We start from the raw sequence: 24,188 nt of genomic DNA, 5'->3' as shown, positions 1-24,188 counted from the left end.
CTCAGTATGCTCCGCGACCGTCGACGACGGCGCGGAGCGTACGGCCCATCACGTCGACGTCACTGGTGAAGGACCAGTTGTCGACGTACTGGAGATCGAGCTGAATCGTTTCGTCCCAGGACAGGTCCGACCGTCCGCTGATCTGCCACAGGCCCGTCATACCGGGCCGCACGCTCAGCCGGCGCAGCTCGGTCTCGTCGTACCGGGCCACCTCCTCCGGCAGCGGCGGGCGCGGGCCGACGAGGGACATGCTGCCGGTCAGCACGTTGAACAGCTGGGGCAGTTCGTCCATAGAGGTGCGGCGCAGCAGCCGCCCCACGCGGGTCACCCGCGGATCGCGGCGCATCTTGAACATGAGGCCGTCGTTCTCGTTGGCGCCCGCCAGCTCGGCCTGCAACCGGTCGGCGTCCACGACCATCGTGCGGAACTTCCACATGACGAACGGGACCCCGTCGCGCCCGATCCGGCGCTGGCTGTAGAAGGCCGGCCCGCGCGAGCCGAGCCGGATCGCCAGGATCAGCGCGAGGAAGAGCGGCGACAGCAGCAGCAGTCCGACGGCGGCTCCCGCCCGGTCCATCGCCGACTTGAGCAGCGTCTGCACGCCCCTGCGCACGGGCGGTGCGATCCGCAGCACGGCGAGCCCGCCGGCGGAGAGGGTCTCCAGCCGCTTGACGGATATCTCCACCAGACCGGGGAAGACGGCCAGTTCCAGCCCGGCGTCGTGCAGCGCCCAGGCGACCCGGCGCAGCCGCTCCCCCGCGATCCGCACGCCCGGGGCGACGAGCACCAGGTCGGCGTGGTGGCTGCGGACGGCGCCCAGCACGGCGGTGGCGTCCGCGTTCGGACCGTGCGGGACCGCGCCCAACCGGGCCGTGACGGGTACGCCGCTGTCCAGCCGGCCCTCGCCGACCGGGACGACGCCGACGACGACGTACGGGTGGTCGGTGCGCGAGGCGAGGTGCGCGATCACACCTTCGGCGGCCTCGGGTTCACCGACGACCAGGACCCGGCTGACCGCCTGCGCCTCCCGGCGGGCGGCGAAGAGGTGACGGTAGGTCAGCTTGTGGCAGGCGACGGTGATGAGCAGGGCGGGCAGCAGCGCCCCCAGCGCCGCCAGCCGCGGGGTGCTCTCGCCGGTCACCACGCGGGCGACGGCGAGGACACCGATCAGAATCAGCCAGTCGTGGACGACGGGCAGCACACCGCGGGACTCACCGAGCGCCCGGGTCGCGTACCGTCGACGCAGCGCCTGGACGGCGGTCCAGGCCAGGGCCGCGCCGACGGCGCAGTAGACGGGCCGCGCCTGCTGCGCCGCGTCGAAGACGAGCCCTACGGGAACGGCCGCGCCGAGGAAGTCGGCCGTGACCGCCGCGGGAAGGTACCACCGCGCCTTGTCGCCGAGCCGACGCGGAGGCGCGGTACTCGACGCGTTCGGATCGACGGCCGTCCCGGCCACTCTTTGCGCAGGAAAATGGACATGCCTCATGGGCCCCCCTGGCACGTGGTCTATGACAGTGGCGTGTGCCCGCGGCTTCCCCAGGCGACGGGCATCTGACGCACCGGGAAACAGTACGACAAACACCCGTACGGTAAATGCCGTTTGCGTTAACGAGGTCCCCTGTTGCTCAAGTGTTAGCAACCGGTATCTACAGTTCCGGCTGTTTCGACCTCCCCTCTCACACAAAAGTGAATGGTTCGGATACCGGATACGTCTCTTCGGACAACGGACTGTTTCCAGCCAACCTTTTGATGTGGCCCTGACATCGGCGCGCGCAAGTGACACTCTTCGACCGTTCATCGCACCAGCCCTGATCTGCCCGGAGGCCCACCCAGCCGTCCGGAACCCCCCTTGCAGAAGGAGTTTGCGTTGAGTCACACCCCCCAGCGGCGGGCCACCGCGGCCGGCGCTCTCGTCGCCGCCGCGGCCCTGCTCGCCGTAGGCATTCAGGCCGGAACCGCCACCGCCGACGCCACCGCGTCGTCGCAGTCCACCAAGGCGGCTCAGCCCAACCCGGGCGCGGCCGCCCGCCTGCTCAGCGCTTCGGAGCGTGCGACGCTCCTCGCCGACGCCAACTCGACCACCGTGCAGGCGGCGAAGGCCCTCGGTCTCGGCGGCCAGGAGCGCCTGGTCGTCCGGGACGTGGTCCAGGACGCCGACGGCACCACCCACACCACCTACGAGCGCACCTACGACGGCATACCCGTGCTCGGGGGTGACCTGACGATCCACGCCAAGGGCGGCGTCACCAAGAGCGTCACCAAGGCCACGCAGCACGAGATCAAGGTGGCGGACACCAGCCCCTCCGTCGCCCCCTCGGCGGCCGAGAGCCAGGCCGTCGCCTCGGCCAACGCCGCGGGCTCCAAGCAGGCCAAGCCCTCCAAGAACGCCCGCAAGGTGATCTGGGCCGCCGAAGGCGCGCCCGTCCTCGCCTTCGAGACCGTGGTCAGCGGCCTCCAGGACGACGGCACCCCGAGCGAGCTGCACGTGGTCACCGACGCCAAGACCGGCGCGAAGATCACCGAGTGGCAGGCCATCGAAAAGGGCACCGGCAACACCATGTACAGCGGTCAGGTCACGCTGGGCACCTCGCAGTCGGGCAGCAACTTCACCCTGACCGACGCCGGCCGGGGCGGCCACAAGACCTACGACCTCAACGGCGGCAGCTCCGGCACCGGCACGCTCTTCACGAACACCACCGACGTCTGGGGCAACGGCGCCGCCTCCAACCGGGCGACCGCCGGAGCCGACGCGCACTACGGCGCCCAGGTCACGTGGGACTTCTACAAGAACGTGATGGGCCGCAACGGTCTGCGCAACGACGGCGTGGCGCCCTACAGCCGGGTCCACTACGGCAACGCGTACGTCAACGCGTTCTGGGACGACGGCTGCTTCTGCATGACCTACGGCGACGGCACCGGCAACACGCACCCGCTGACGTCCATCGACGTGGCCGCGCACGAGATGACCCACGGCCTGACCTCGGTCACCGGCAACATGACCTACAGCGGTGAGCCCGGCGGTCTGAACGAGGCCACCTCCGACATCATGGGCTCGGCGGTCGAGTTCTACGCCAACAACCCGACGGACGTCGGCGACTACCTCATCGGCGAGAAGATCGACATCAACGGTGACGGCAGCCCGCTGCGTTACCAGGACAAGCCCAGCAAGGACGGCAGCTCCGCGGACGCCTGGTACTCGGGCGTCGGCAACCTCGACGTCCACTACTCCTCGGGCCCGGCGAACCACTGGTTCTACCTGGCCTCCGAGGGCTCCGGCGCCAAGGTCATCAACGGTGTCAGCTACAACTCGCCGACCTCGGACAACCTGCCGGTCACCGGAGTCGGCCGGGACGCCGCCTCGAAGATCTGGTTCCGCGCGCTGACGGTGGGCTACTTCAAGTCGAACACCAACTACGCGGCCGCCCGTACGGCGACCCTCCAGGCCGCCGCCGACCTGTACGGCGCGGGCTCGACCACGTACAACAACGTGGCCAACGCCTGGGCCGGCATCAACGTCGGACCGCGCATCACCTCCGGCGTCACGGTCACCCCGATCGCCAACCAGACCACCCAGATCAACACCGCTGTGAGCCTGCAGGTCCAGGCGACCAGCACCAACGCGGGTGCGCTGAGCTACGCGGCGACCGGTCTGCCGGCCGGCCTGTCGATCAACTCCTCGACGGGTCTGATCTCGGGTACCGCCACCACCGCGGGCACGTCCAACGTGACCGTCACGGTGACCGACTCCGCGGGCAAGACGGGTACGGCGTCCTTCACCTGGTCCGTCGGCACCGCCCAGCAGAGCGTGTTCGAGAACACGAACGACTACCAGATCGCGGACAACTCGACGGTCGAGTCCCCGATCACGGTGACCCGCACGGGCAACGCCCCGAGCACCCTCAAGGTGGACGTCAACATCGTCCACACCTACGTCGGTGACCTGAGGGTCGACCTGGTCGCCCCCGACGGCTCCGTCTACAACCTGCGCAACCGCACCGGCGGCAGCGCGGACAACATCGTCCAGAGCTTCACCGTGAACGCCTCCTCCGAGGTCGCCCAGGGTGTCTGGAAGCTGCGGGTGGCGGACCTCGCCGCCGCGGACACCGGCTACATCAACAGCTGGAAGCTCACGTTCTGACCCCGACAGGGGTGACGGGGGCCGAGCCGGATCCCGGCTCGACCGATTGATCACGGGGCCGCCCGGGAGACGACCTCCCCGGGCGGCCCTGTTCCATGACGGTTCCACGACGCGGCAGAGCCCGGCACCACGGGGGTGCCGGGCTCTGCCGCGTCATGCGGTCGACGGGGTCGTGCGGTGGCGGGTCAGCCGATGGCGCCGAAGATGCGGTCGAACATGTCGGGACCCTGCTCGCCGGTGCGGCCCTGCTCCTCTTCGCGCCGGTCCTGCTCCTCGCGGGCCTGCTGCTCCTGGCGGGCCTGCTCGTCACGCCGGGCCTGGTCCTGACGCGCCGTCTCCTCCTGGCGGGCCTGCTCCTCGCGCGCCTGCTGTTCCTCACGCGCGTGCTCGTCACCCGCCTGCTCGTCACGGGCCTGCTCGTCACGGGCCTGCTCGTCGCCGGGCTGCTCGTCGCGGGGCTGCTCGTCGCGGGGCTGCGCGGCCGGCTCGTCCGTGCGCGGCTTCACCATCTCCTGCATGGCCGGCTTGGCGCCGTTCTGCACCGGTGCCCCCGGCATGCCCGGCCTGGCGTCGTGACGGCCGCGGTCCTCGTCGCCGTTGCCGAACCCGTCGTCGTTCCCGTCGTGGCGGCCGTCGTTCCGTCCGTCGTTCCGTCCCTCGTGGCGGCCCTCCTCATCGTCCACCGGCTTGAAGAGCACCGAGCGGACCTGGACGCCGTTCGCCCGCTCCCCCGGCGCCAGCGTCCGCTCCGCCCGCTCGCCACAGTCGCGGTCCCGGAAGAGCACCGCCAGTGACTCCGTCTCGTTGCGCACGGTGGTCGCCGGGTTCTCCCAGGAGGTGCCCGTCAGCCGGTAGCAGGTGTCGTTGTCCGCCGGGCGGATCTGGCGGTGCTCGTCGTCGCCGGCCTCGTCGTCGTCCTCGACGAGGTACTCCAGGCGGCCGAGCGAGCGGCGGCCGTCATCGTCGTCGTGATCGGCCGCCAGCGTGGCGCCCGCGGTGGGCAGGACGATGGCGAGGGCACCGAGGAGTGCGGCGGCGGTGGTACGAGCACGCATGAAGAGTCCGTTCTCTGGTCGGCTGGAACGCCGGGTCCGGTGGCTTCCAGCCGGCAGCGTAGGAGCGGACGATTCAGACGAAACGATTCAGCATGCCCAGCGCGTTCGAAGGTTCACCCTCCTGGATCGGTCCGCGGGCCCATGCGGCAGTCACCCCGCCGACCGGACCCGCGCCCCGCGCTCAGACCCGTTCCGGCACCGCCGCGGCGTCCGCGGGCCTGGCCCCGGCCTGCGGCGCGCCCCCGCTCCGCCCCGTCGAGCGGATCAGCAGGGCGACGGCGAGGGCACCCAGCAGACCCATCACCCCCGAGGCCACGAAGGTCTCCCGCAGCCCGCTCACGAAGGCCGCCTCCACCCAGGCCCTGGCCGCCGGGGCGGCGGCCAGCAATCGCCCGGCCCCGCCCGACGCCAGCGCCTCGGCGGTGCCGCGCGCCTGGCCGGAGCCGCCGAGCCCGTCCGCCAGCCCGGCGTGGAAGAGGGAGCCGAGCACCGCGATGCCGAAGGCCATGCCCAGCTGCCGCGCCGTGTTCAGCGCGCCGCCGGCCATGCCCGCCCGGGCCGGGGCCACCGCCCCCATCACCGTGGCCGCCAGCGACGGGATGGCCGCGCCCACGCCGGCCCCCGTCATCACCAGGCCCGGGACCAGCGCCTGCCAGCCGTCACCCGCGTCCAGCATCCAGGCCTGGAGCAGCGCGCCCGCCCCGATGAGCGCCAGCCCGCCGCCGATGGTCAGCCGCGCCGGGGCCCCGTGCAGGAGCCGGCCGGCCAGCGCCGAGACGAGGAACGAGGCCAGGCTCAGCGGCACCACCACCAGGCCCGCGCCGACCGGGCTCATCCCCTCGACGGACTGGAGCCAGAGGGAGACGTACATCAGGTACGAGAACGCCGCCCCGGACAGCAGCAGCGCGGCGGCCATGACACCGACGAAGGTGCTGCTGCGGAACAGCGACAGGTCCAGCATCGGGCGTGCGGTGCGCAGTTCGACGAGGACGAAGACGGCGAAGGCGGCCACGCCGACGCCGAGGAGGCCGAGGGTGGCGGCGGAGGTCCAGCCGTTCTCGCCGGCCCGGATCAGGGCGTACGTGACCACCCCCGCCCCGGCGGTGAAGGCCGCCATGCCGGGCAGGTCGAGGCCCTTGGCGTGGGGGTCGCGGGAGTCGGCGACGGCTTTGAGGGTGACGTACACGGCCACGGCGCAGACGGGCAGGTTGATGTAGAAGATCCAGCGCCAGCCGAAGTGCTCGGTCAGCAGACCGCCGATGATCGGCCCGGCCGCGGCGGCGGCGCCGTTGACCGCGCCCCACACTCCGAAGGCGATCCCGCGGTCGCGGCCCTGGTAGGCGGAACTGAGCAGGGCCATGGTGGTGGCGAACATCGCCGCGCCGCCGAGGCCCTGTACCGCGCGGAAGGCGATCAGCGCGGCGGGGCCGGTGGCGAGGCCGCAGGCGAGCGAGGCCGCGGCGAAGACCACGAGGCCGCCGAGGTAGACGCGGCGCCGCCCGATCCGGTCGGCGAGGGAGCCCGCGCCGAGCAGCAGGGCGGCCAGCGCCAGGGCGTATATGTCCATCACCCACTGGAGGGCGGCGAACCCGGTGTGCATGTCGGCGGCCATGTCCGGCAGGGCGACGGTCACGATCGTGACGTCGACCAGGAGCATGAAGGCCCCCAGACAGACCGCCGTCAGCGGCAGCCACTTGCGCATGAATCTCTCCTTGTGGGGGTTTCACTTCATCGGTGACCCCACGGTTTCAGGGCCGGCGCCGCGCCCTGCACCCGGCACCCGTTCGCCGGCGGATTTCCGTCATGGAAGGCTCTGGGATGATGGAAAGCATGAACCGGACCGCGCCGAACGAGGAGCTCGACCTCCTCGACCGCTCCCTGATCCAGGCGTTGATGATCGACGGACGTGCCTCGTTCAGCCGGCTCGCCGAGGTGCTGGAGGTCTCCGACCAGACGGTGGTGCGCCGCTACCGGCGGATGCGGTCCGGCGGGCTCATCCGGGTGATCGGCCTCCCCCAGGGCCGCCGCGTCGGGCTGTTCGAGTCGTGGCTGCGCGTGCAGTGCGCGCCCGACGCGGCGCTGGTGGTGGCCGAGGCGCTGGCCCGCCGGCCGGACATCTCCTGGGTGAAGCTGGGCTCGGGCGGGACGGAGATCCACTGTCTGACCAAGGCGCGCACCCGCGCCGACCGCGACGGCCTGCTGCTGGACAAGCTCCCGCGCACCCGCCGGGTGACCGGGGTCAGCGCCCACACGCTGCTGCGGGTCTTCGTCGGCGGCCCGGAGCGGTGGTGCGGGCTGGACGTGCTGCGGCCCGACCAGGTCGCGGCGCTGGAGCGGCCGCCGGTCCCGCCGGGGCGGGAGCGCCACACCCTGGACGAGGCCGAGCTGGCGCTGCTGTCGGTGCTCGGCCGGGACGGGAGGGCCGGTTACCCCGAACTGGCGCGCGCCTCGGGCCTGTCGGAGTCCACCGCGCGCCGGCGCCTGGAGCGGCTGCGGGAGCTCGGGGCGCTGTACCTGGACGTGGAGCTCGTCCCGACCCGGCTGGGCTACGAGGCGGAGGCCACGCTGATGCTGACGGCGGCGCCCGCGCGGCTGGCGGAGGCGGGCGCGGCGGTCGCCCGGCACGAGGAGGTGCCGTTCGCCGCCGCGGTGACCGGGGCGGCGAACCTGTTGGCGGTCGTGGTCTGCCGGGACACGGAGGCGCTGTACACGTACCTGACGGAACGGATCGGCGCCGTGCCCGGCATCGAGCGGGTCGAGGTGATCCCGACCCTGCGGAACATCAAGCGGGCCGGGATGCTGGTGGAGGACGGACGGCTGGTCGACCCCTAGGGCGCGTTTCGAGAGTCCCGCCTGCCCCGCGACGCCCGGCACGCACGCTCGCCGCGTTGCCGGGATCGCCCGCGTACGGCCCGGTACGAGGGCGACCCTCCGCCTTGCGATCGCACGCACCGGACGCCGCGGGGCCCGCCCTTCGGGCGGCCGGCGCTACTTTCGCAACACGCCCTGGGCCCTGACGCCCGGCCCCGGGGTACTCGCCCCGCCGCCCGCCCCCGCGGGTCTCACCTCAGCAGCACCCCGCCCACCGCGTCCGCGTCGGCGCCGGCGTCCTGCGGGCCGGCGACGAGCCCCAGTTCGGCCGGGCTCGCCAGCAGCGGGTGCGCGGGCAGGATCCGTACGGTGTAGCCGAAGGGCCCCGTACGGTCGAGGGCGAGCGGGCCCTCGTAGACCCAGCGGCCCTCCAGGTCGGGCCCGGAGGCCGGTTTCAGCGGGAAGGTCCGGGCGCCCTGGATCACGTCCTGGGCGTCCACCCGGCCCGCGACGGCCTGCACTTCCACGTCCTCCGGCGCGAGCGCGTCCAGCGCCACCCGCACCCGCAGGGTGAGCGTGGCCCCCAGCTCGGCGGTCCCGCCGACGGGCGCGGCGGCGAGCGCCTCCACGTGCTCGACGGTGACCCGGGGCCAGGCCGCGCGGACCCGGCCCTTCCACCAGGCGAGGTCCCGCGCCGCCCCGGGGTCGAGGGCGCGGTGGGCGAGCGCGGCGGGGGCGTAGAGCCGCTCCACGTACTCCCGTACCATCCGCCCCGCGAGCACCTTGGGCCCCAGCGAGACCAGGGTGCGCCGGACCATCTCGATCCACCGCTCGGGCAGCCCGCTGCGCCCGGCCCGGTCGTAGAAGCGGGGCGCGACCCGGCTCTCGATCAGCTCGTAGAGGGCGTTCGCCTCCAGGTCGTCGCGCCGCTCGACGTCCGTCCCGGCCCCGTCGGCGGTGGGGATGGCCCAGCCGAAGTCGGGCTCGAACCACTCGTCCCACCAGCCGTCCAGCACGGAGAGGTTGAGGCAGCCGTTGAGCGCGGCCTTCATCCCGCTCGTGCCGCAGGCCTCCAGCGGGCGCAGCGGGTTGTTCAGCCAGATGTCGCAGCCCGGGTAGAGCTTCTGTGCCATGGCCATGCCGTAGTCGGGCAGGAAGACGATCCGGTGGCGCACCCGCGGGTCGTCCGAGAACCGCACCAGCTCCTGGACGAGGCGCTTGCCGCCGTCGTCGGCGGGGTGCGCCTTGCCGGCGACCACGATCTGCACCGGCCGGTCGGGGTCCAGCAGCAGCCGGCGCAGCCGTTCCGGGTCGCGCAGCATCAGGGTGAGCCGCTTGTAGGAGGGGACGCGGCGGGCGAAGCCGATGGTCAGCACGTCCGGGTCGAGTACGCCGTCCACCCAGCCCAGCTCGGCGTCCGCGGCCCCGCGCTGCTTCCACGAGGCCCGCAGCCGGTCGCGCACCTCCTGGACCAGTTGCTCCCGAAGCACCCGGCGCAGGTCCCAGACCTCCTGGTCGGCGATGCCCGCCACGGCGTCCCAGCGCGGGGAACCGCCGACGGACAGCGCGTCCTCGGTCCGGCCGGCCCCGATCTGGCGCGCGCCGAGCCGGACCACCTCGGGCGCCACCCAGGTCGGCGCGTGCACGCCGTTGGTGATGGAGGTGATCGGCACGTCGACCGGGTCGAAGCCGGGCCACAGCCCCGCGAACATGCCCCGGCTGACGGCGCCGTGCAGGGTGGAGACGCCGTTGGCGCGCTGGGCGAGGCGCAGGCCCATCACGGCCATGTTGAACACCCCGGGGTCGCCGCCGGGGTAGGACTCCGCGCCCAGTTCGAGGATCCGCTCGACGGGTACGCCGGGCAGTTCACCGCCCTCGCCGAAGTGCCGGGCGACCAGGGCCCGGTCGAAGCGGTCGATGCCGGCGGGGACGGGGGTGTGCGTGGTGAACACGGTGCCGGCGCGGACCGCCTCGACGGCGGCGTCGAAGCCGAGCCCCTGTTCACCTTCGAGTTCCCTTATGCGTTCGAGACCGAGGAAGCCGGCGTGTCCCTCGTTGGTGTGGAACACCTCGGGGTCGGCGTGGGCGGTCAGCCGGCAGTACGTCCGCACCGCGCGGACCCCGCCGATGCCGAGCAGCATCTCCTGGAGCAGCCGGTGGTCGCTGCCGCCCCCGTAGAGGCGGTCGGTCACCTCGCGGGCGGCCGTGTCGTTGTCCTCGACGTCGGAGTCGAGCAGCAGCAGCGGGACCCGTCCGACGCGGGCTTGCCAGATGTGCGCGTGCAACGACCGCCCGCCGGGCAGGGTCAGGGTCACCCGGGCGGGCGTGGCGTCGGCCTCGCGGACGAGGGCGAGGGGGAGCTCGTTGGGATCGAGGACGGGGTAGTGCTCCTGCTGCCAGCCGTCGCGGGACAGGGACTGGCGGAAGTAGCCGTGGCGGTAGAGCAGTCCCACGCCGATGAGCGGGACGCCGAGGTCGCTCGCCGCCTTGAGGTGGTCGCCGGCGAGGATCCCCAGCCCGCCGGAGTACTGCGGCAGGGCGGCGGTGATGCCGAACTCGGGCGAGAAGTAGGCGATGGCGGCGGGCAGGTCCCCGCCGCTCTCATGGGTCTGGTACCACCTCCCGCCGTGGACGTAGTCGTCGAGGTCGGCGGCGGCCACGGCCAGCCGCCGCAGGAACCGCCGGTCGCCGGCGAGCTCCTCCAGGCGGCCGGCGGACACGGCGCCGAGCAGTCGCACGGGATCGCCGGCAGCGGCCTGCCAGCCTTCGGGATCGACGGATTGGAAGAGTTCGCGGGTTTCCGCGTGCCAAGACCAGCGCAGGTTGCGCGCGAGGTCGGCGAGTGGCAGCAGCGGCTCGGGGAGGACGGGGCGCACGGTGAATCGACGGATAGCCTTCACGTGTTCCACCTTCGCAGGGGATTGCGGATCGGAGCGGCCGCACCACGCTGTGCACCCGCGCATCCGTCCACTTTGGATCCACTTCCGACAGCCGCGAGGCTAGCCGCGACCGCCCGGTGCGGCCACGGTGCCGACGGGCGGGCGGGCCGCGAAGGCGGTATACCGGTGTAGGTCCCGGAGTTTCCAACCGACTTGACGGAGCCTCGGTGGATGTAGAGCCGGGGCTTGGTTATCGGCGTGCCACTACGTACGAGTAGTTAACCAAGCACGCGGATTGGGCGGGACGAGAGTGGGAAGGGCTCCCCGGGTACACGCACGGCGCACACCGCCCACCACCTCTCCCGCCACCCGAGTGAACGCGGACAGGAGCGGCCATGCCCGCAGCCCAGCCGTCTTCTGAACGGCTAGAAACAGAGCGAACAGAGCGTGCACTGCCGGCTGCCCCTTCGTCAGCCGGACCGCCCACAGCTAGCCCCGCGAACTGCCCCCAGGTGATCCCATCATGATCGGTCGCATTCCCGTGCTGGACGTCCGCCCCGCCGTCGACTGCGGCGCCAGACCCGCCAAGGCGGTCGTGGACGAGGTCTTCCGGATCTCGGCCACCGTGTTCCGCGAGGGCCACGACGCCGTTTCCGCGCACGTCGTACTCCGAGACCCGAGCGGACGGCTGCGGCCGCCCGTGCCGATGTGCGAACTCGCACCCGGAACGGACCGGTGGGGCGCCAGGGTCTGCGCCGACACCGAGGGACGGTGGACGTACACCGTCGAGGCGTGGAGCGACCCCATCGCCACCTGGCGCTCGCACGCCGCCATCAAGATCCCCGCGGGGATCGACACCGGGCTGATGCTGCTCGAAGGCGCGGAGCTGTACGCGCGAGCCGGTGCGAAGATCCCCAAGAAGGACGGGCGCGCGCACGTGCTGGCCGCCGCCGAGGCCATGCGCGACGAGGACCGGGAGGTCTCCGTGCGCTACGCGGCGGCCCTGGCGGCGCCCGTGACCGAGGCCCTCGCCCGGCGCCCGTACCGCGAGCTGGTCAGCGCCGCGAAGCCGCTGCCACTGCTCGTCGAGCGCAAGCGGGCCCTCTTCGGCTCGTGGTACGAGATGTTCCCCCGCTCCGAGGGAGCGGTGGTGGAGCCCGGCTCGGCTCCGGTGAGCGGGACCTTCCGGACGGCCGCCGAGCGGCTGCCGGCCATCGCCGCCATGGGCTTCGACGTGGTGTACCTGCCGCCCATCCACCCCATCGGCAGCACCTACCGCAAGGGGCCCAACAACACCTTGTCGGCCGGTAGTTGGGACCCGGGCGTGCCGTGGGCCATCGGGTCGACCGAAGGCGGCCACGACGCCGTCCACCCGGAGCTGGGCACCATCGAGGACTTCGACGCCTTCGTGGCACGGGCCCGTGAGCTGCGGATGGAGATCGCCCTCGACTTCGCGCTCCAGTGCTCGCCCGACCACCCGTGGGTGGAGAAGCGGCCCGAGTGGTTCCGCCACCGCGCGGACGGGACGATCGCGTACGCCGAGAACCCGCCGAAGAAGTACCAGGACATCTACCCGATCCACTTCGACACCGACATGGCCGGCATCGTCGAGGAGACGGTCCGGATCCTGCGGCACTGGATGGACCACGGCGTCCGGATCTTCCGCGTCGACAATCCGCACACCAAGCCCGTCGTCTTCTGGCAGAAGGTGATCGCGGACATCAACAAGACCGACCCCGACGTGATCTTCCTGGCGGAGGCCTTCACCCGCCCCGCGATGATGCGCGCACTGGCCGCCGTCGGCTTCCAGCAGTCCTACACGTACTTCACCTGGCGCAACACCAAGGCGGAACTGACCGAGTACCTGACCGAGCTCGCCGACGACCGTTCGGCGGCCGTCATGCGGCCGAATTTCTTCGTCAACACGCCGGACATCCTCCACGAGTACCTTCAGCACGGCGGGCGCCCCGCCTTCGAGGTACGGGCCGTGCTCGCCGCCACCCTCTCCCCCACCTGGGGGATCTACGCCGGGTACGAGCTCTGCGAGAACGAACCGGTCAGGCCGGGCAGCGAGGAGTACCTGAACTCCGAGAAGTACGAGTTCCGGCCACGCGACTGGGCCGCCGCCGAACGCGAGGGCCGCTCCATCGCCCCGCTGATCACCACCCTGAACCGGGTCCGCCGCCGCAATCCCGCCCTCCAGCAACTGCGCGACCTGCACTTCCATTCGACCGACAACGAACAGGTGATCGCCTATTCGAAGCACGCCGGAGCCAATTCCGTACTGGTGGTCGTCAACCTCGATCCGCACCACACCCAGGAGGCGACCGTCTCGTTGGACATGCCGGTACTCGGCCTCGACTGGCACGGGTCCCTCGCGGTGCGCGACGAGCTCACCGGCGAGACCTATCACTGGGGCAGGGCGAACTACGTGCGCCTAGAGCCGGGCCGTACGCCCGCGCACGTACTGGCCGCTCTGCGACCGTCCCCGCCCACCGGAGGGTCACCCATCACATGATGATCAACGATCCCGTCCCCGACATGTTCGAGGACACCCCCGCCAAGGACCGCGACCCCGACTGGTTCAAGCGGGCGGTGTTCTACGAGGTCCTCGTCCGCTCGTTCCAGGACAGCAACGGCGACGGCGTCGGCGACCTGCAGGGGCTCACCTCCAAACTCGACTACCTCCAGTGGCTGGGCGTGGACTGCCTCTGGCTTCCGCCGTTCTTCGCCTCACCGCTGCGCGACGGGGGCTACGACGTCTCCGACTACACGTCAGTGCTGCCCGAGTTCGGCGACCTCGCCGACTTCGTGGAGTTCGTGGACGCCGCGCACCAGCGCGGCATGCGGGTGATCATCGACTTCGTCATGAACCACACGAGCGACCAGCACGAGTGGTTCCAGCAGTCGCGCAAGGACCCGGACGGACCGTACGGGGACTACTACATGTGGGCCGACAACGACAAGCAGTACCAGGACGCCCGCATCATCTTCGTCGACACCGAGACCTCGAACTGGACGTACGACCCGCTGCGCAAGCAGTACTACTGGCACCGCTTCTTCTCGCACCAGCCGGACCTGAACTACGAGAACCCGGCGGTGGTCGAGGAAATCATCTCGGCGCTGCGCTTCTGGCTGGACCTCGGCATCGACGGCTTCCGCCTCGACGCGGTGCCCTACCTGTACGCCGAGGAGGGCACCAACTGCGAGAACCTCCCGCGCACCCACGCGCTCCTCAAGCGGGTCCGGGCCGAGATCGACGCGCACTACCCCGACACCGTCCTGCTCGCCGAGGCCAACCAGTGGCCCGAGGACGTGGTCGACTACTTCGGGGACTTCACCAAGGGCGGGGACGAGTGCCACATGGCGTTCCACTTCCCCGTCATGCCGCGCATCTTCATGGCGGTGCGAAGAGAGTCCCGCTACCCCGTCTCCGAAATCCTGGCCAAGACCCCGGCGATCCCGGCGAACTGCCAGTGGGGCATCTTCCTGCGCAACCACGACGAGCTCACCCTCGAAATGGTCACGGACGAAGAGCGCGACTACATGTACTCCGAGTACGCCAAGGACCCGCGGATGCGGGCGAACATCGGCATCAGGCGCCGGCTCGCCCCGCTCCTCGACAACGACCGCAACCAGATGGAGCTGTTCACGGCCCTGCTGTTGTCGCTGCCCGGCTCGCCGGTGCTCTACTACGGCGACGAGATCGGCATGGGCGACAACATCTGGCTCGGCGACCGCGACGGCGTGCGCACGCCCATGCAGTGGACCCCGGACCGCAACGCCGGTTTCTCCTCCTGCGATCCGGGCAGGCTGAACCTGCCGGTCATCATGGACCCCGTCTACGGGTACCAGGTCACCAGCGTCGAGGCGGCGATGGCCTCGCCCTCCTCGCTCCTGCACTGGACGCGCCGGCTGATCGAAATCCGCAAGGCCAACCCCGCCTTCGGGCTGGGGTCGTACACCGAACTGCCGTCGACCAACCCGGCGGTGCTCGCCTTCCTGCGCGAGTACGGGGACGACCTGGTGCTGTGCGTGCACAACTTCTCGCGCTTCGCCCAGCCCACCGAGCTGGACCTGCGCTCGTTCAACGGGCGGGTGCCCGTCGAACTCACGGGCGATGTGCGGTTCCCGCCGATCGGCGAATGGCCGTACCTGCTCACGCTCGCAGGCCATGGCTTTCTGTGGTTCCGCCTGCGCACTGAGTAGTCCGGCACCGAAAAGCGGGTAACGGCGGTACGGGGCGGGCGCGCGAATGGGTCAATCGCCCGCCCCTGTACGGATCATCCTGACCCGACACTCGCACACCGCCGGACAGCAACCATCGCCATCCGGGACACTCTGCGCATTCTGTGACGGCCCGGGGAAAGGACGCGACGCCATGTCGGAGGCTGCATCCGCCCGGAGCCGCCAGGGAAGCCTGGCAGGAGTCCCGCTCGGACCGCTGGAGCCCATGCTGCGAGCCTGGCTGCCGAGACAGCGCTGGTTCGCCGGCAAGGGACGCCCCATCACCCGGCTCCGGCTGGTCTCGGCCGTCGAACTGCTGCCTCCCGGTGCCTCACCGGGACTGCTCCACCTGCTCATCGGGGTGGACGCGGAGGGCAGTTCGGACTGCTACCAGCTGCTGCTCGGGGTACGCCCCAACCTGCCCCCGGGGCTGGCGCCCGCGCTGATCGGGTACGCCGAGCAGGGCCCGTACGCCGGCCAGGCCGTGTACGAGGGACTCGGCGATCCGAGGCTCGCGGCGCTGCTGCTGGAACGATTGCGCTCCCCGGGCGCGCTCGGCCCGCTGCGCTTCGAGCGGGACCCGCACGCCGTGATCCCGGCGGCGCCCGCACCCCGGCCGCTCTCCGGCGAGCAGACCAACTCCTCGATGATCTACGGGGATTCGCACATCCTGAAGGTGTTCCGCCGGGTCGGCCCCGGGATCAACCCGGACCTGGAACTGCCCCGGGCACTCGCCGCCGTCGGCTGCACGCGGGTACCCGCGCCCGTCGCCTGGTACGAGGCGGAACTGCCCGGCTCCGAACCGCTGACCCTGGGCGTGCTCCAGCCGTACCTGCGCGGCTCCGACGACGGATGGCAGCTCGCGCTGCGCCGGCTCGCCGCCGGGGCCGACTTCACCGCCGAGGCGCACGCGCTGGGCCGGGCCACCGCCGAGGTGCACAGCGCGCTCGCGGACGCCCTGCCCGCCGTGGCGCTGGATCCGGAGCAGACCGCCCGGCTCGCCGCCGGGATGACGGCGCGGCTGGCCGCCACCGCCCGGGAGGTGCCCGCGCTGCTGCCCTACGAGGCCGGGCTGCGCGGGGCGTTCGACGCGCTGGCCGCCTCCCGGGGCACCGGGGTCGCCGCCCAGCGGATCCACGGGGACCTGCACCTGGGGCAGACCCTGCGGGCCCCCGACGGCAGCTGGGCGCTGATCGACTTCGAGGGCGAACCGGCCCGGCCGCTGGCCGACCGCCGCCGTCCCGAGCCGGCGGTGCGCGACATCGCCGGGATACTGCGCTCCTTCGACTACGCCGCCCGCTCGCACAGGCCGTTCGCCCCCGCGTGGGCCGACGACTGCCGGGCCGCGTTCTGCGAGGGCTACGCACGCACCACCGGGCGGGACCCGCGCGAGGACCCCGTCCTGCTGCGGGCGTACGAGACCGACAAGGCGGTGTACGAGGCCCGCTACGAGTCCCGGCACCGCCCCGACTGGCTGCACGTCCCGATGGCGGCGATCCGCCGGCTCTCGGAGCCCCAGCGGCCGGCCCACCGGCTGCCGCCCGCCCCGGGCGGCGCCGCCCACCCCCAGCCCCATCCGAAGCCCCCGAGGAGGCCGCTCGCGTGAGCGCCGCACGACAGCCGTCACCGACCGTCCGCGACGAAGCCGCTACCGCCCCCGAGCCCGCGAGGAAGGCTCGTACCCCCCGTGCCCGGCGGCCCGCCGCGCCCCAGGGCGTCTCGCCGGCGCCCGTGCTCGACGCCGGCGAGCGGGCCCGGCTGCTGGAGGGCCGCCACCACGACCCGCACGCCGTGCTGGGCGCCCGCCCCGGGCCCGGCGGGGTGGTGTTCCGCGCACTGCGCCCGTACGCCAAGTCCGTCACCGTCGTGACCGACACGCTCCGGGCCGAGCTCCACGACGACGGCGACGGGCTGTTCTCCGGGCTGCTGCCACTGACCGAGGTGCCCGAGTACCGCCTGCTGGTCGGGTACGACGGCGACGGGATCGAGGTCCACGACCCCTACGGCTTCCTGCCGGCGCTGGGCGAGCTGGACCTGCACCTGATCGGCGAGGGACGGCACGAGGAACTGTGGACGGCCCTGGGGTCCAGGGTCATGGAGCACCAGGGCGTGAGCGGCACCCGCTTCACGGTGTGGGCGCCCAACGCCCAGGGCGTGCGGCTGACGGGCGACTTCTCGTACTGGGACTCGGGCGCGTACCCGATGCGCTCGCTCGGTTCGACGGGGGTGTGGGAACTGTTCGTGCCGGGGATCGGCGAGGGCGCCCTGTACAAGTACGACATCACCCGCCCCGACGGCGGCCACACGCTGCGCGCCGACCCGATGGCGCGGCGCGCGGAGGTCCCGCCGGCGACAGCCTCGATCGTCACCGACTCCCACCACACCTGGCAGGACGCCGAGTGGATGGCCGCGCGCGGCGCCCGGCCGGCCCACCTCGCGCCGATGTCGATCTACGAGGTGCACCTGGCGTCCTGGCGGCCGGGGCTCTCGTACCGCGAGCTGGCCGAGCAGCTGCCGGCGTACGTGCGGGAGCTGGGCTTCACGCACGTGGAGCTGATGCCCGTGGCGGAGCACCCGTTCGGCGGGTCCTGGGGATACCAGGTCACCGGCTACTACGCGCCGACCTCGCGGATGGGCACCCCGGACGACTTCCGGTTCCTGGTGGACTCGCTGCACCGGGCCGGGATCGGCGTGATCGTCGACTGGGTCCCGGCGCACTTCCCGCGCGACGAGTGGGCGCTGGCCGAGTTCGACGGCCGGCCGCTGTACGAGCACCACGACCCGCGGCGGGCCGCGCACCCGGACTGGGGGACGCTGGAGTTCGACTACGGCCGCACGGAGGTGCGCAACTTCCTCGTCGCCAACGCCGTGTACTGGTGCCAGGAGTTCCACATCGACGGGCTGCGGGTGGACGCGGTGGCCTCCATGCTCTACCTCGACTACTCGCGCGAGGAGGGGCAGTGGCTGCCGAACGAGCACGGCGGCCGGGAGAACTGGGACGCGGTGAAGCTGCTCCAGGAGATGAACGCGACCGTGTACCGGCGCTGCCCCGGGGTGGTGACGATCGCGGAGGAGTCCACGGCCTGGGAGGGGGTGACCCGGCCGACGGACTCGGGCGGTCTGGGGTTCGGCCTCAAGTGGAACATGGGCTGGATGCACGACACGCTGCGCTACGTCTCGAAGGAGCCCGTGCACCGCAAATACCACCACCACGACATGACCTTCGGGATGATCTACGCGTACAGCGAGAACTACGTGCTGCCGATCTCGCACGACGAGGTGGTGCACGGCAAGGGCGCACTGGTGTCGAAGATGCCCGGCGACTGGTGGCAGCAGCGGGCCTCGCACCGTGCGTACCTGGGCTTCATGTGGGCCCACCCGGGCAAGCAACTGCTGTTCATGGGACAGGAGTTCGCCCAGGGGGCCGAGTGGTCGGAGGAGCACGGGCCGGACTGGTGGCTGGTGGACCCCGGGTACTCGGCTGCCGGTGACCACCGGGGCGTGCGCGACCTCGTGCGGGACCTGAACCACACCTACACGGCGACGCCCGCGCTGTGGGAGCGGGACACCGTGCCGGAAGGTTTCGCGTGGGTGGAGGCGGACGCCTCGGACGACAACGTCTTCGCGTTCCTGCGGTACGCCGAGGACGGCTCCCCGCTGCTGGCGGTGTCGAACTTCTGCCCGGTGGTGCGCCACGGCTACCGGATCGGGGTGCCGGAGCAGGTGGGGCAGTGGCACGAGGTGCTCAACACGGACTCCGAGGCGTACGGCGGCAGCGGGGTGCGCCACCTCCAGCCGCTGCGCCCGGAGCCGGTTGCGGCCCAGGGGCGCCCGGTGAGCCTGCGCCTCACGCTGCCGCCGATGGCGACGGTCTGGTTCAGGCCGTAGCGAGCTCGGGCTCCAGCTCCTGGAGGAGCTTGCGCTTGGCGCGGGCCCCGACCATCTGCCGGACGGGTTCGCCGTCGCGGAAGACGATGAGGGTCGGCAGGGACAGCACCCCGTACCGGGAGACGGTGGCGGGGTTGCTGTCCGCGTCGATCTGGACGACCTTGAGCCGGCCGGCCTCCTCGGCGGCGACCGCGGAGATCACGGGCGCGATCTGCCGGCAGGGGCCGCACCAGCCGGCGGTGAACTCCAGGAGCACGGGCCGGTCCCGTTCGCCCAGCACCTCGGTCTCGAAGTCCGCGTCGGTCACTTCGGCGACGCCTTGAGCCTTCATCTTCTTCCCCATTCCTCTGGTCAGGTCAGTTCGCAGCGGGGTGCGGCGGCCCCTCCGGCCGCCTCCTCGGCTTCGGCGAGCTGGCGCGCGACCGTCTCCCGCACGTCGGCCAGCCGGCCGATGACCGCGTCGAGCTCCGCGAGCTTGCGCCGGTAGACGGCGAGCGAGGCCGGGCAGGAGTCCCCGGCCGGGTGTCCGGCGCGCAGGCACTCCACGAAGGGCCGGGTCTCCTCCAGCTCGAAGCCGAAGTCCTGGAGCACCTTGATCTGGCGCAGCAGGAGCAGGTCGTCCTCGTCGTAGGTGCGGTAGCCGTTGCCGGTACGCCGGGCGGGCAGCAGCCCGCGCGACTCGTAGTACCTCAGGGTCCGCGTGCTGGTCCCGGCCCGCTCCGCCAGTTCACCGATTCGCATGCCGAGACCGTAAGCCTTGACGCCGAGGTCAAGGCAAGGAGGCGTTTCGGGGCCCTCGCCACCCCCGTATGCGAGGGCCCCCGCCATGGATCACGCAGGTGGCGGGTGGCCGGTTCACGGCCGTGACGGGGATCACTCGGCGGTTGTTCCGGTAATCCGGAAATGGGGTGGCGAAATCCGTACGCTGAAATTGGATCTTCGCTCCATCCGATTACCGGACGGTCGCCGGGAAACCCACCCAAAGCGCCGAACTCTATAGGACTTTCCTACGAGTTATGAGCTTGTTTGAACGGTCTGTAGTCGCCACGGCTTGGCAACTCCTACCGTGTGCCCTGTGCATTCCAGCCCCCCTTTCAATGCCCCCGCCGCGCGTCGCCTGCGCGCGGCCCTGGGCATGGCTCCCGGTCATGTCGCTTTTGGCCTGCGCGCCCAGTACGGTCTGACGGTCTCGCCCGAGACCGTGATGGCGTGGGAGCGTGGCGAGATTTCGCCGACTTCCGCCGAACTCACCGCGCTCGCCGGCGTGCTGTGGTGCGCCCCCGGCGAACTGCTCGCCGAGCCGGTGACCCTCCGCGAGCACCGCATGGCCCGGGGCCTGGCCCCCGATGAGCTGGCCCGGCGCATCGGGCTGGAGACGAACGCGTACCAGAAGATGGAGGACTCCGGCCGCTGGAAGGGCAACGAACGGCAGTCGGCCGCCCTCGCCGCGACGCTGGGGCTGAGCCCGGCGCAGTACGTGATCGCGACCGGCAAGGAGCAGGAGCTGGCCGAGTCGCTGCGGAGCGCGGTGACCACGCGCTGGCAGGCGTACGCGAAGCCGCTCGCCAAGCTGCTGCCGGTGCCCCGGGCGGACCTGGACCGGGTGCTGGAGAAGATGCACGGCGAGTACCAGTCGCTGATGCTGGCGACGTTGAGCTGGGGCGGCGGAGGTGCGACGGCGACGGGCGACGCCGGCCGGGAGTACCTCTCGCAGATCGTGGACCGCTTCTGGGCGGTGGCCGCCGGCGCGAGGTAGGACCCGGCGCCGGCGGGGCCGGTTCAGAAGACCGACTCGGCCTCGTACATCCGGTGGTCCGGGACCCGCTTGAGCTCGGTGACCGCGGAGGCGAGGGGAGCCATGACGATGTCGGTGCCGCGCAGGGCGGTCATGTTGCCGAAGTCGCCGCGGTGCACCGCCTCCACGGCGTGCCAGCCGAACCGGGTCGCGAGGACGCGGTCGTACGCGGTGGGCGTGCCGCCGCGCTGGACGTGGCCGAGGATGACCGGGCGGGCCTCCTTGCCCAGGCGGTGTTCCAGCTCCACGGCCAGGCGGTTGCCGATGCCGGCGAAGCGCTCGTGCCCGTACGCGTCGATCTCGCCCTTCTCGTACGGCATGGAGCCCTCGGCCGGGTGCGCGCCCTCGGCCACGCAGATCACCGCGAACTTCTTGCCGCGCGAGAAGCGTTCCTCCACCATCTTCACCAGGGCGTCCACCTCGAACGGGCGCTCCGGCAGGCAGATCCCGTGGGCGCCGCCGGCCATGCCGGACTCCAGGGCGATCCAGCCCGCGTGCCGGCCCATGACCTCGACGACCATGACCCGCTGGTGGGACTCGGCGGTGGTCTTGAGGCGGTCGATGGCCTCGGTGGCGACCATCACGGCGGTGTCGAACCCGAAGGTGCGGTCGGTGGAGGAGATGTCGTTGTCGATGGTCTTCGGCACCCCTACGACCGGCATGCCGGCGTCCGCCAGCATCCGGGCGGCGGTCAGCGTGCCCTCGCCGCCGATCGGGATCAGCGCGTCGATGCCGTACCGCGTCGACAATTCCTGCGCGTGCTCGGCGGCTTCGTGCAGCCGGGCGCGCTCCATGCGCGCCGAGCCGAGGATCGTGCCGCCGCGGGCCAGGATGCCGCTGACGGCGTTGATGTCCAGGGGGCGGTAGTGGCCGTCGAGCAGGCCCTTGAAGCCGTCCTCGAAGCCGATGACTTCGTCTCCGTGTCCGACCAGCGCACGGTGTACGACCGACCGGATGACGGCGTTCAGCCCCGGGCAGTCGCCGCCTGCGGTGAGAACTCCGATACGCATCGTGCTGTGTCTCCTGCTCCTGGTCGTACCTGGCCGTACGCGTGCGGGCGGGCGGCCGTACACATGAAGGGCGTATTACTGGACCCCTGTCCGATTGTTCCACGGGGCCGGGGTGGGGCGCTCTTTCCCGGCAGGTCCCTTAGCTAGGCTCAGAGGTATTGTCAAGAGGTCAAGCCCACCCTAACCGGGACAACCGTCCCGGTGAGATCGATCAACATGGACGGAGAGCACGCGTGACGCGCAGCGTGTACGTGACCGGCATCGAGCGGGGGGACGGCCGGCAGGTCGTCGAGCTGGGGATCATGGAGCTGCTGGCCCGGCAGACCGGCCGGGTGGGCGTCTACCGTCCGCTGCTGCACGACGGCCCCGACCGGCTCTTCGACCTCTTGAAGGCCCGCTACCGGATAGACCAGGACGCGGCGTCCGCGTACGGCATGGAGTACCACGAGGCCTCCGCCGTCCTCGCCGAGAAGGGCACCGACGAGCTGGTCTCCAGGCTGGTCGAGCGCTACCACCGGGTGGCCCGTGACTACGAGGTCGTGCTGGTGCTCGGCACCGACTACGCCGACACCAACCTGCCGGACGAGCTCGCGCTGAACGCCCGCCTCGCCAACGAGCTGGGGGCCGTGGTCGTGCCCGTCGTGGGCGGTACGAAGCACTCCGCCGAGGCCGTGCGCGCGGAGGCCCGCAACGCCTACCGGGCGTACGAGGGCCTGGGCTGTCACGTGGTGGCCATGGCGGTCAACCGGGTGGCCGCCGAGGACCGGGACGTCATAGCCGAGTGGCTGGCCGCCCGCCTCCCCGTGCCCTGCTACGTCCTGCCCGACGACAAGTCCCTCTCCGCCCCGACCGTCGCCGAGATCACCCGGGCGCTGGGCGGCGAAGTGCTGCTGGGGGACGACGCCGGGCTGGCGCGCGACGCCCTCGACTTCGTGTTCGGCGGCGCGATGCTGCCGAACTTCCTGGGCGCGCTGACCCCCGGCTGCCTGGTCGTCACCCCCGGGGACCGCTCCGACCTGGTGATCGGCGCGCTGGCCGCGCACACCTCGGGCACCCCGCCCATCGCCGGGGTCCTGCTGACGCTGAACGAGCGCCCCGGCCGGGACATCCTGACGCTGGCCTCGAAGCTGGCGCCCGGTACGCCCGTGGTGTCGGTGGCCGGGAACAGCTTCCCGACGGCCGCGGAACTCTTCTCGCTCCAGAGCCGTTTGAACTCCGCGACCCCGCGCAAGCTGGAGACCGCGCTCGGCCTGTTCGAGCGGCACGTGGACACCGCCGAGCTGCGGGACCTGCTCTCGGTGGCCCGCTCCGAGCGGGTCACGCCGATGATGTTCGAGAACGAGCTGCTGGAGCGCGCCCGCGCCGAGCGCCGCCGGGTGGTGCTGCCCGAGGGCACCGAGGAGCGGGTGCTGCGCGCCGCGGACGTGCTGCTGCGGCGCGGGGTCTGCGACCTGACCCTGCTCGGCGAGGAGCCGGCGATCCTCAAGAAGGCCGCCGACCTGGGCATCGACATCTCGGGCGCCCAGCTGATCGACCCGGCGACCTCACCCCTGCGTGAGCGTTTCGCCGAGTACTACGCCCGGGCCCGCGCCCACAAGGGCATGACCGTCGAGCTGGCCCACGACGTGGTCACCGACGTCAACTACTTCGGCACCCTGATGGTCCAGGAAGGCCTGGCCGACGGCATGGTCTCCGGCGCCGTGCACTCCACCGCCGCGACCATCCGGCCCGCCTTCGAGATCATCAAGACCAAGCCGGAGGCGTCCATCGTCTCCTCGGTCTTCTTCATGTGCCTGGCCGACCAGGTCCTGGTCTACGGGGACTGCGCGGTCAACCCGGACCCGGGCGCCGAGCAGCTCGCCGACATCGCCGTCCAGTCCGCCGCCACCGCCGCCGCCTTCGGTGTCGAGCCGCGGATCGCGATGCTCTCGTACTCCACCGGCACCTCCGGGACCGGCGCTGACGTGGAGAAGGTCCGCAAGGCCACCGAGACCGTCCGCGCGCAGCGGCCCGACCTGCTCATCGAGGGGCCGATCCAGTACGACGCCGCGGTCGAACCCTCCGTCGCCGCGACCAAGCTGCCCGGGTCCGAGGTGGCCGGGCGGGCGAGCGTGCTGATCTTCCCCGACCTGAACACGGGCAACAACACGTACAAGGCCGTGCAGCGCTCGGCGGGCGCCGTCGCGGTCGGTCCGGTGCTCCAGGGGCTTCGCAAGCCGGTCAACGACCTGTCACGCGGGGCCCTGGTCCAGGACATCGTCACGACGGTGGCGATCACCGCGATCCAGGCCCAGTCGGCCGCCCGGTCGCCTGCCCAGTCGCCCGACCCGTCTGCCGCCCGGCAGCAGCCGTCGGCCGGCTGACCCGTACGTCCCACGCCCGTTT

15 protein-coding genes are annotated in these 24,188 nt (G+C 71.7%); 8 read left to right on the top strand and 7 right to left on the bottom strand.

Features of this window, described 5'->3' with window-relative positions; translation table 11 throughout:
- Nucleotide 1 precedes the first annotated feature (1 nt).
- On the bottom strand, nt 2-1,486 hold the full coding sequence (locus IE207_RS09060) for a sugar transferase (RefSeq protein WP_190183491.1): 1,485 nt from the start codon (nt 1,484-1,486) through the stop codon (nt 2-4).
- 381 nt (nt 1,487-1,867) lie between these two features.
- Between IE207_RS09060 and IE207_RS09055 the strand changes: the two genes are divergently transcribed.
- On the top strand, nt 1,868-4,138 hold the full coding sequence (locus IE207_RS09055; protein WP_190183490.1) for a M4 family metallopeptidase: 2,271 nt from the start codon (nt 1,868-1,870) through the stop codon (nt 4,136-4,138).
- A 185-nt stretch (nt 4,139-4,323) separates the two neighbouring features.
- Here IE207_RS09055 and IE207_RS09050 read toward each other — a convergent pair whose 3' ends face one another.
- Both IE207_RS09050 and IE207_RS09045 read right to left on the bottom strand, forming a co-directional pair.
- The gene (locus IE207_RS09050) at nt 4,324-5,193 is read right to left on the bottom strand and encodes a hypothetical protein (protein ID WP_190183489.1); all 870 of its coding nucleotides are present in this window, start codon (nt 5,191-5,193) and stop codon (nt 4,324-4,326) included.
- Between the two features lie 181 nt (nt 5,194-5,374).
- Complete coding sequence (locus tag IE207_RS09045) at nt 5,375-6,895, bottom strand: MFS transporter (RefSeq protein ID WP_190183488.1); 1,521 nt, start codon at nt 6,893-6,895, stop codon at nt 5,375-5,377.
- A gap of 128 nt (nt 6,896-7,023) precedes the next feature.
- Between IE207_RS09045 and IE207_RS09040 the strand changes: the two genes are divergently transcribed.
- On the top strand, nt 7,024-8,025 hold the full coding sequence (locus IE207_RS09040) for an Lrp/AsnC family transcriptional regulator (protein ID WP_229873486.1): 1,002 nt from the start codon (nt 7,024-7,026) through the stop codon (nt 8,023-8,025).
- A gap of 230 nt (nt 8,026-8,255) precedes the next feature.
- Here the strand turns inward: IE207_RS09040 and glgP are convergent, their stop codons facing one another.
- Nucleotides 8,256-10,904 (bottom strand): alpha-glucan family phosphorylase, encoded by a 2,649-nt coding sequence (gene glgP, locus IE207_RS09035; RefSeq protein ID WP_190183486.1) that lies wholly within the window; start codon nt 10,902-10,904, stop codon nt 8,256-8,258.
- Between the two features lie 502 nt (nt 10,905-11,406).
- Between glgP and IE207_RS09030 the strand changes: the two genes are divergently transcribed.
- The 4 genes from IE207_RS09030 to glgB all read left to right on the top strand — a co-directional run bounded on the left by IE207_RS09030 (nt 11,407) and on the right by glgB (nt 18,998).
- A complete protein-coding gene (locus IE207_RS09030) occupies nt 11,407-13,401 on the top strand; it encodes an alpha-1,4-glucan--maltose-1-phosphate maltosyltransferase (RefSeq protein ID WP_190183485.1) in 1,995 nt (664 codons plus the stop codon).
- Nucleotides 13,398-15,092, top strand: coding sequence for a maltose alpha-D-glucosyltransferase (treS, locus tag IE207_RS09025; protein ID WP_190183484.1), 1,695 nt, complete (start codon nt 13,398-13,400; stop codon nt 15,090-15,092). Before IE207_RS09030 ends, treS begins: the two co-directional genes overlap by 4 nt.
- A 172-nt stretch (nt 15,093-15,264) precedes the next feature.
- Nucleotides 15,265-16,716, top strand: a complete 1,452-nt coding sequence (locus tag IE207_RS09020; protein WP_229873485.1) for a maltokinase N-terminal cap-like domain-containing protein — start codon at nt 15,265-15,267, stop codon at nt 16,714-16,716.
- Entirely contained in the window at nt 16,713-18,998 is a 2,286-nt protein-coding gene (glgB, locus tag IE207_RS09015; protein WP_229873484.1) for a 1,4-alpha-glucan branching enzyme, read from the top strand. Before IE207_RS09020 ends, glgB begins: the two co-directional genes overlap by 4 nt.
- On the opposite strand, the gene IE207_RS09010 is transcribed toward glgB, so the two are convergent.
- Together IE207_RS09010 and IE207_RS09005 are read right to left on the bottom strand one after the other, a co-directional pair.
- A complete protein-coding gene (locus tag IE207_RS09010) occupies nt 18,988-19,329 on the bottom strand; it encodes a thioredoxin family protein (protein WP_190183483.1) in 342 nt (113 codons plus the stop codon). The two genes, glgB and IE207_RS09010, sit on opposite strands and share 11 nt — an antisense overlap.
- A 20-nt stretch (nt 19,330-19,349) precedes the next feature.
- Nucleotides 19,350-19,739 (bottom strand): MerR family transcriptional regulator, encoded by a 390-nt coding sequence (locus tag IE207_RS09005; protein ID WP_190183482.1) that lies wholly within the window; start codon nt 19,737-19,739, stop codon nt 19,350-19,352.
- Between the two features lie 325 nt (nt 19,740-20,064).
- On the opposite strand from IE207_RS09005, the gene IE207_RS09000 reads away from it, so the two are divergent.
- Nucleotides 20,065-20,754: a helix-turn-helix domain-containing protein gene (locus IE207_RS09000; RefSeq protein WP_190183481.1), complete on the top strand. Its 690-nt coding sequence runs from the start codon at nt 20,065-20,067 to the stop codon at nt 20,752-20,754.
- A gap of 23 nt (nt 20,755-20,777) precedes the next feature.
- Here IE207_RS09000 and IE207_RS08995 read toward each other — a convergent pair whose 3' ends face one another.
- Nucleotides 20,778-21,803, bottom strand: a complete 1,026-nt coding sequence (locus IE207_RS08995; protein WP_190183480.1) for an ATP-dependent 6-phosphofructokinase — start codon at nt 21,801-21,803, stop codon at nt 20,778-20,780.
- A 233-nt stretch (nt 21,804-22,036) separates the two neighbouring features.
- On the opposite strand from IE207_RS08995, the gene pta reads away from it, so the two are divergent.
- Nucleotides 22,037-24,166: a phosphate acetyltransferase gene (gene pta, locus IE207_RS08990; RefSeq protein WP_190183479.1), complete on the top strand. Its 2,130-nt coding sequence runs from the start codon at nt 22,037-22,039 to the stop codon at nt 24,164-24,166.
- Nucleotides 24,167-24,188: the final 22 nt, after the last annotated feature.

Source organism: Streptomyces cirratus (assembly GCF_014650775.1).
In the GTDB taxonomy this organism is placed as follows: Bacteria; Actinomycetota; Actinomycetes; order Streptomycetales; family Streptomycetaceae; genus Streptomyces; species Streptomyces cirratus.
The sequence above is the reverse complement of the archived record's forward strand: the minus strand, read 5'-3'. Positions and strand labels throughout refer to the sequence as shown.

What these genes read in the sequence shown, in the direction of transcription:
- IE207_RS09020 (WP_229873485.1), top strand. Translation starts at nt 15,265, where the DNA reads ATGTCGGAGGCTGCATCCGCCCGGAGCCGCCAGGGAAGCCTGGCAGGA.
- IE207_RS09010 (WP_190183483.1), bottom strand. Translation starts at nt 19,329, where the DNA reads ATGAAGGCTCAAGGCGTCGCCGAAGTGACCGACGCGGACTTCGAGACC.
- IE207_RS09030 (WP_190183485.1), top strand. Translation starts at nt 11,407, where the DNA reads ATGATCGGTCGCATTCCCGTGCTGGACGTCCGCCCCGCCGTCGACTGC.
- IE207_RS08995 (WP_190183480.1), bottom strand. Translation starts at nt 21,803, where the DNA reads ATGCGTATCGGAGTTCTCACCGCAGGCGGCGACTGCCCGGGGCTGAAC.
- IE207_RS09060 (WP_190183491.1), bottom strand. Translation starts at nt 1,486, where the DNA reads ATGAGGCATGTCCATTTTCCTGCGCAAAGAGTGGCCGGGACGGCCGTC.
- IE207_RS09045 (WP_190183488.1), bottom strand. Translation starts at nt 6,895, where the DNA reads ATGCGCAAGTGGCTGCCGCTGACGGCGGTCTGTCTGGGGGCCTTCATG.
- IE207_RS09050 (WP_190183489.1), bottom strand. Translation starts at nt 5,193, where the DNA reads ATGCGTGCTCGTACCACCGCCGCCGCACTCCTCGGTGCCCTCGCCATC.
- IE207_RS09040 (WP_229873486.1), top strand. Translation starts at nt 7,024, where the DNA reads ATGAACCGGACCGCGCCGAACGAGGAGCTCGACCTCCTCGACCGCTCC.
- IE207_RS09005 (WP_190183482.1), bottom strand. Translation starts at nt 19,739, where the DNA reads ATGCGAATCGGTGAACTGGCGGAGCGGGCCGGGACCAGCACGCGGACC.
- treS (WP_190183484.1), top strand. Translation starts at nt 13,398, where the DNA reads ATGATGATCAACGATCCCGTCCCCGACATGTTCGAGGACACCCCCGCC.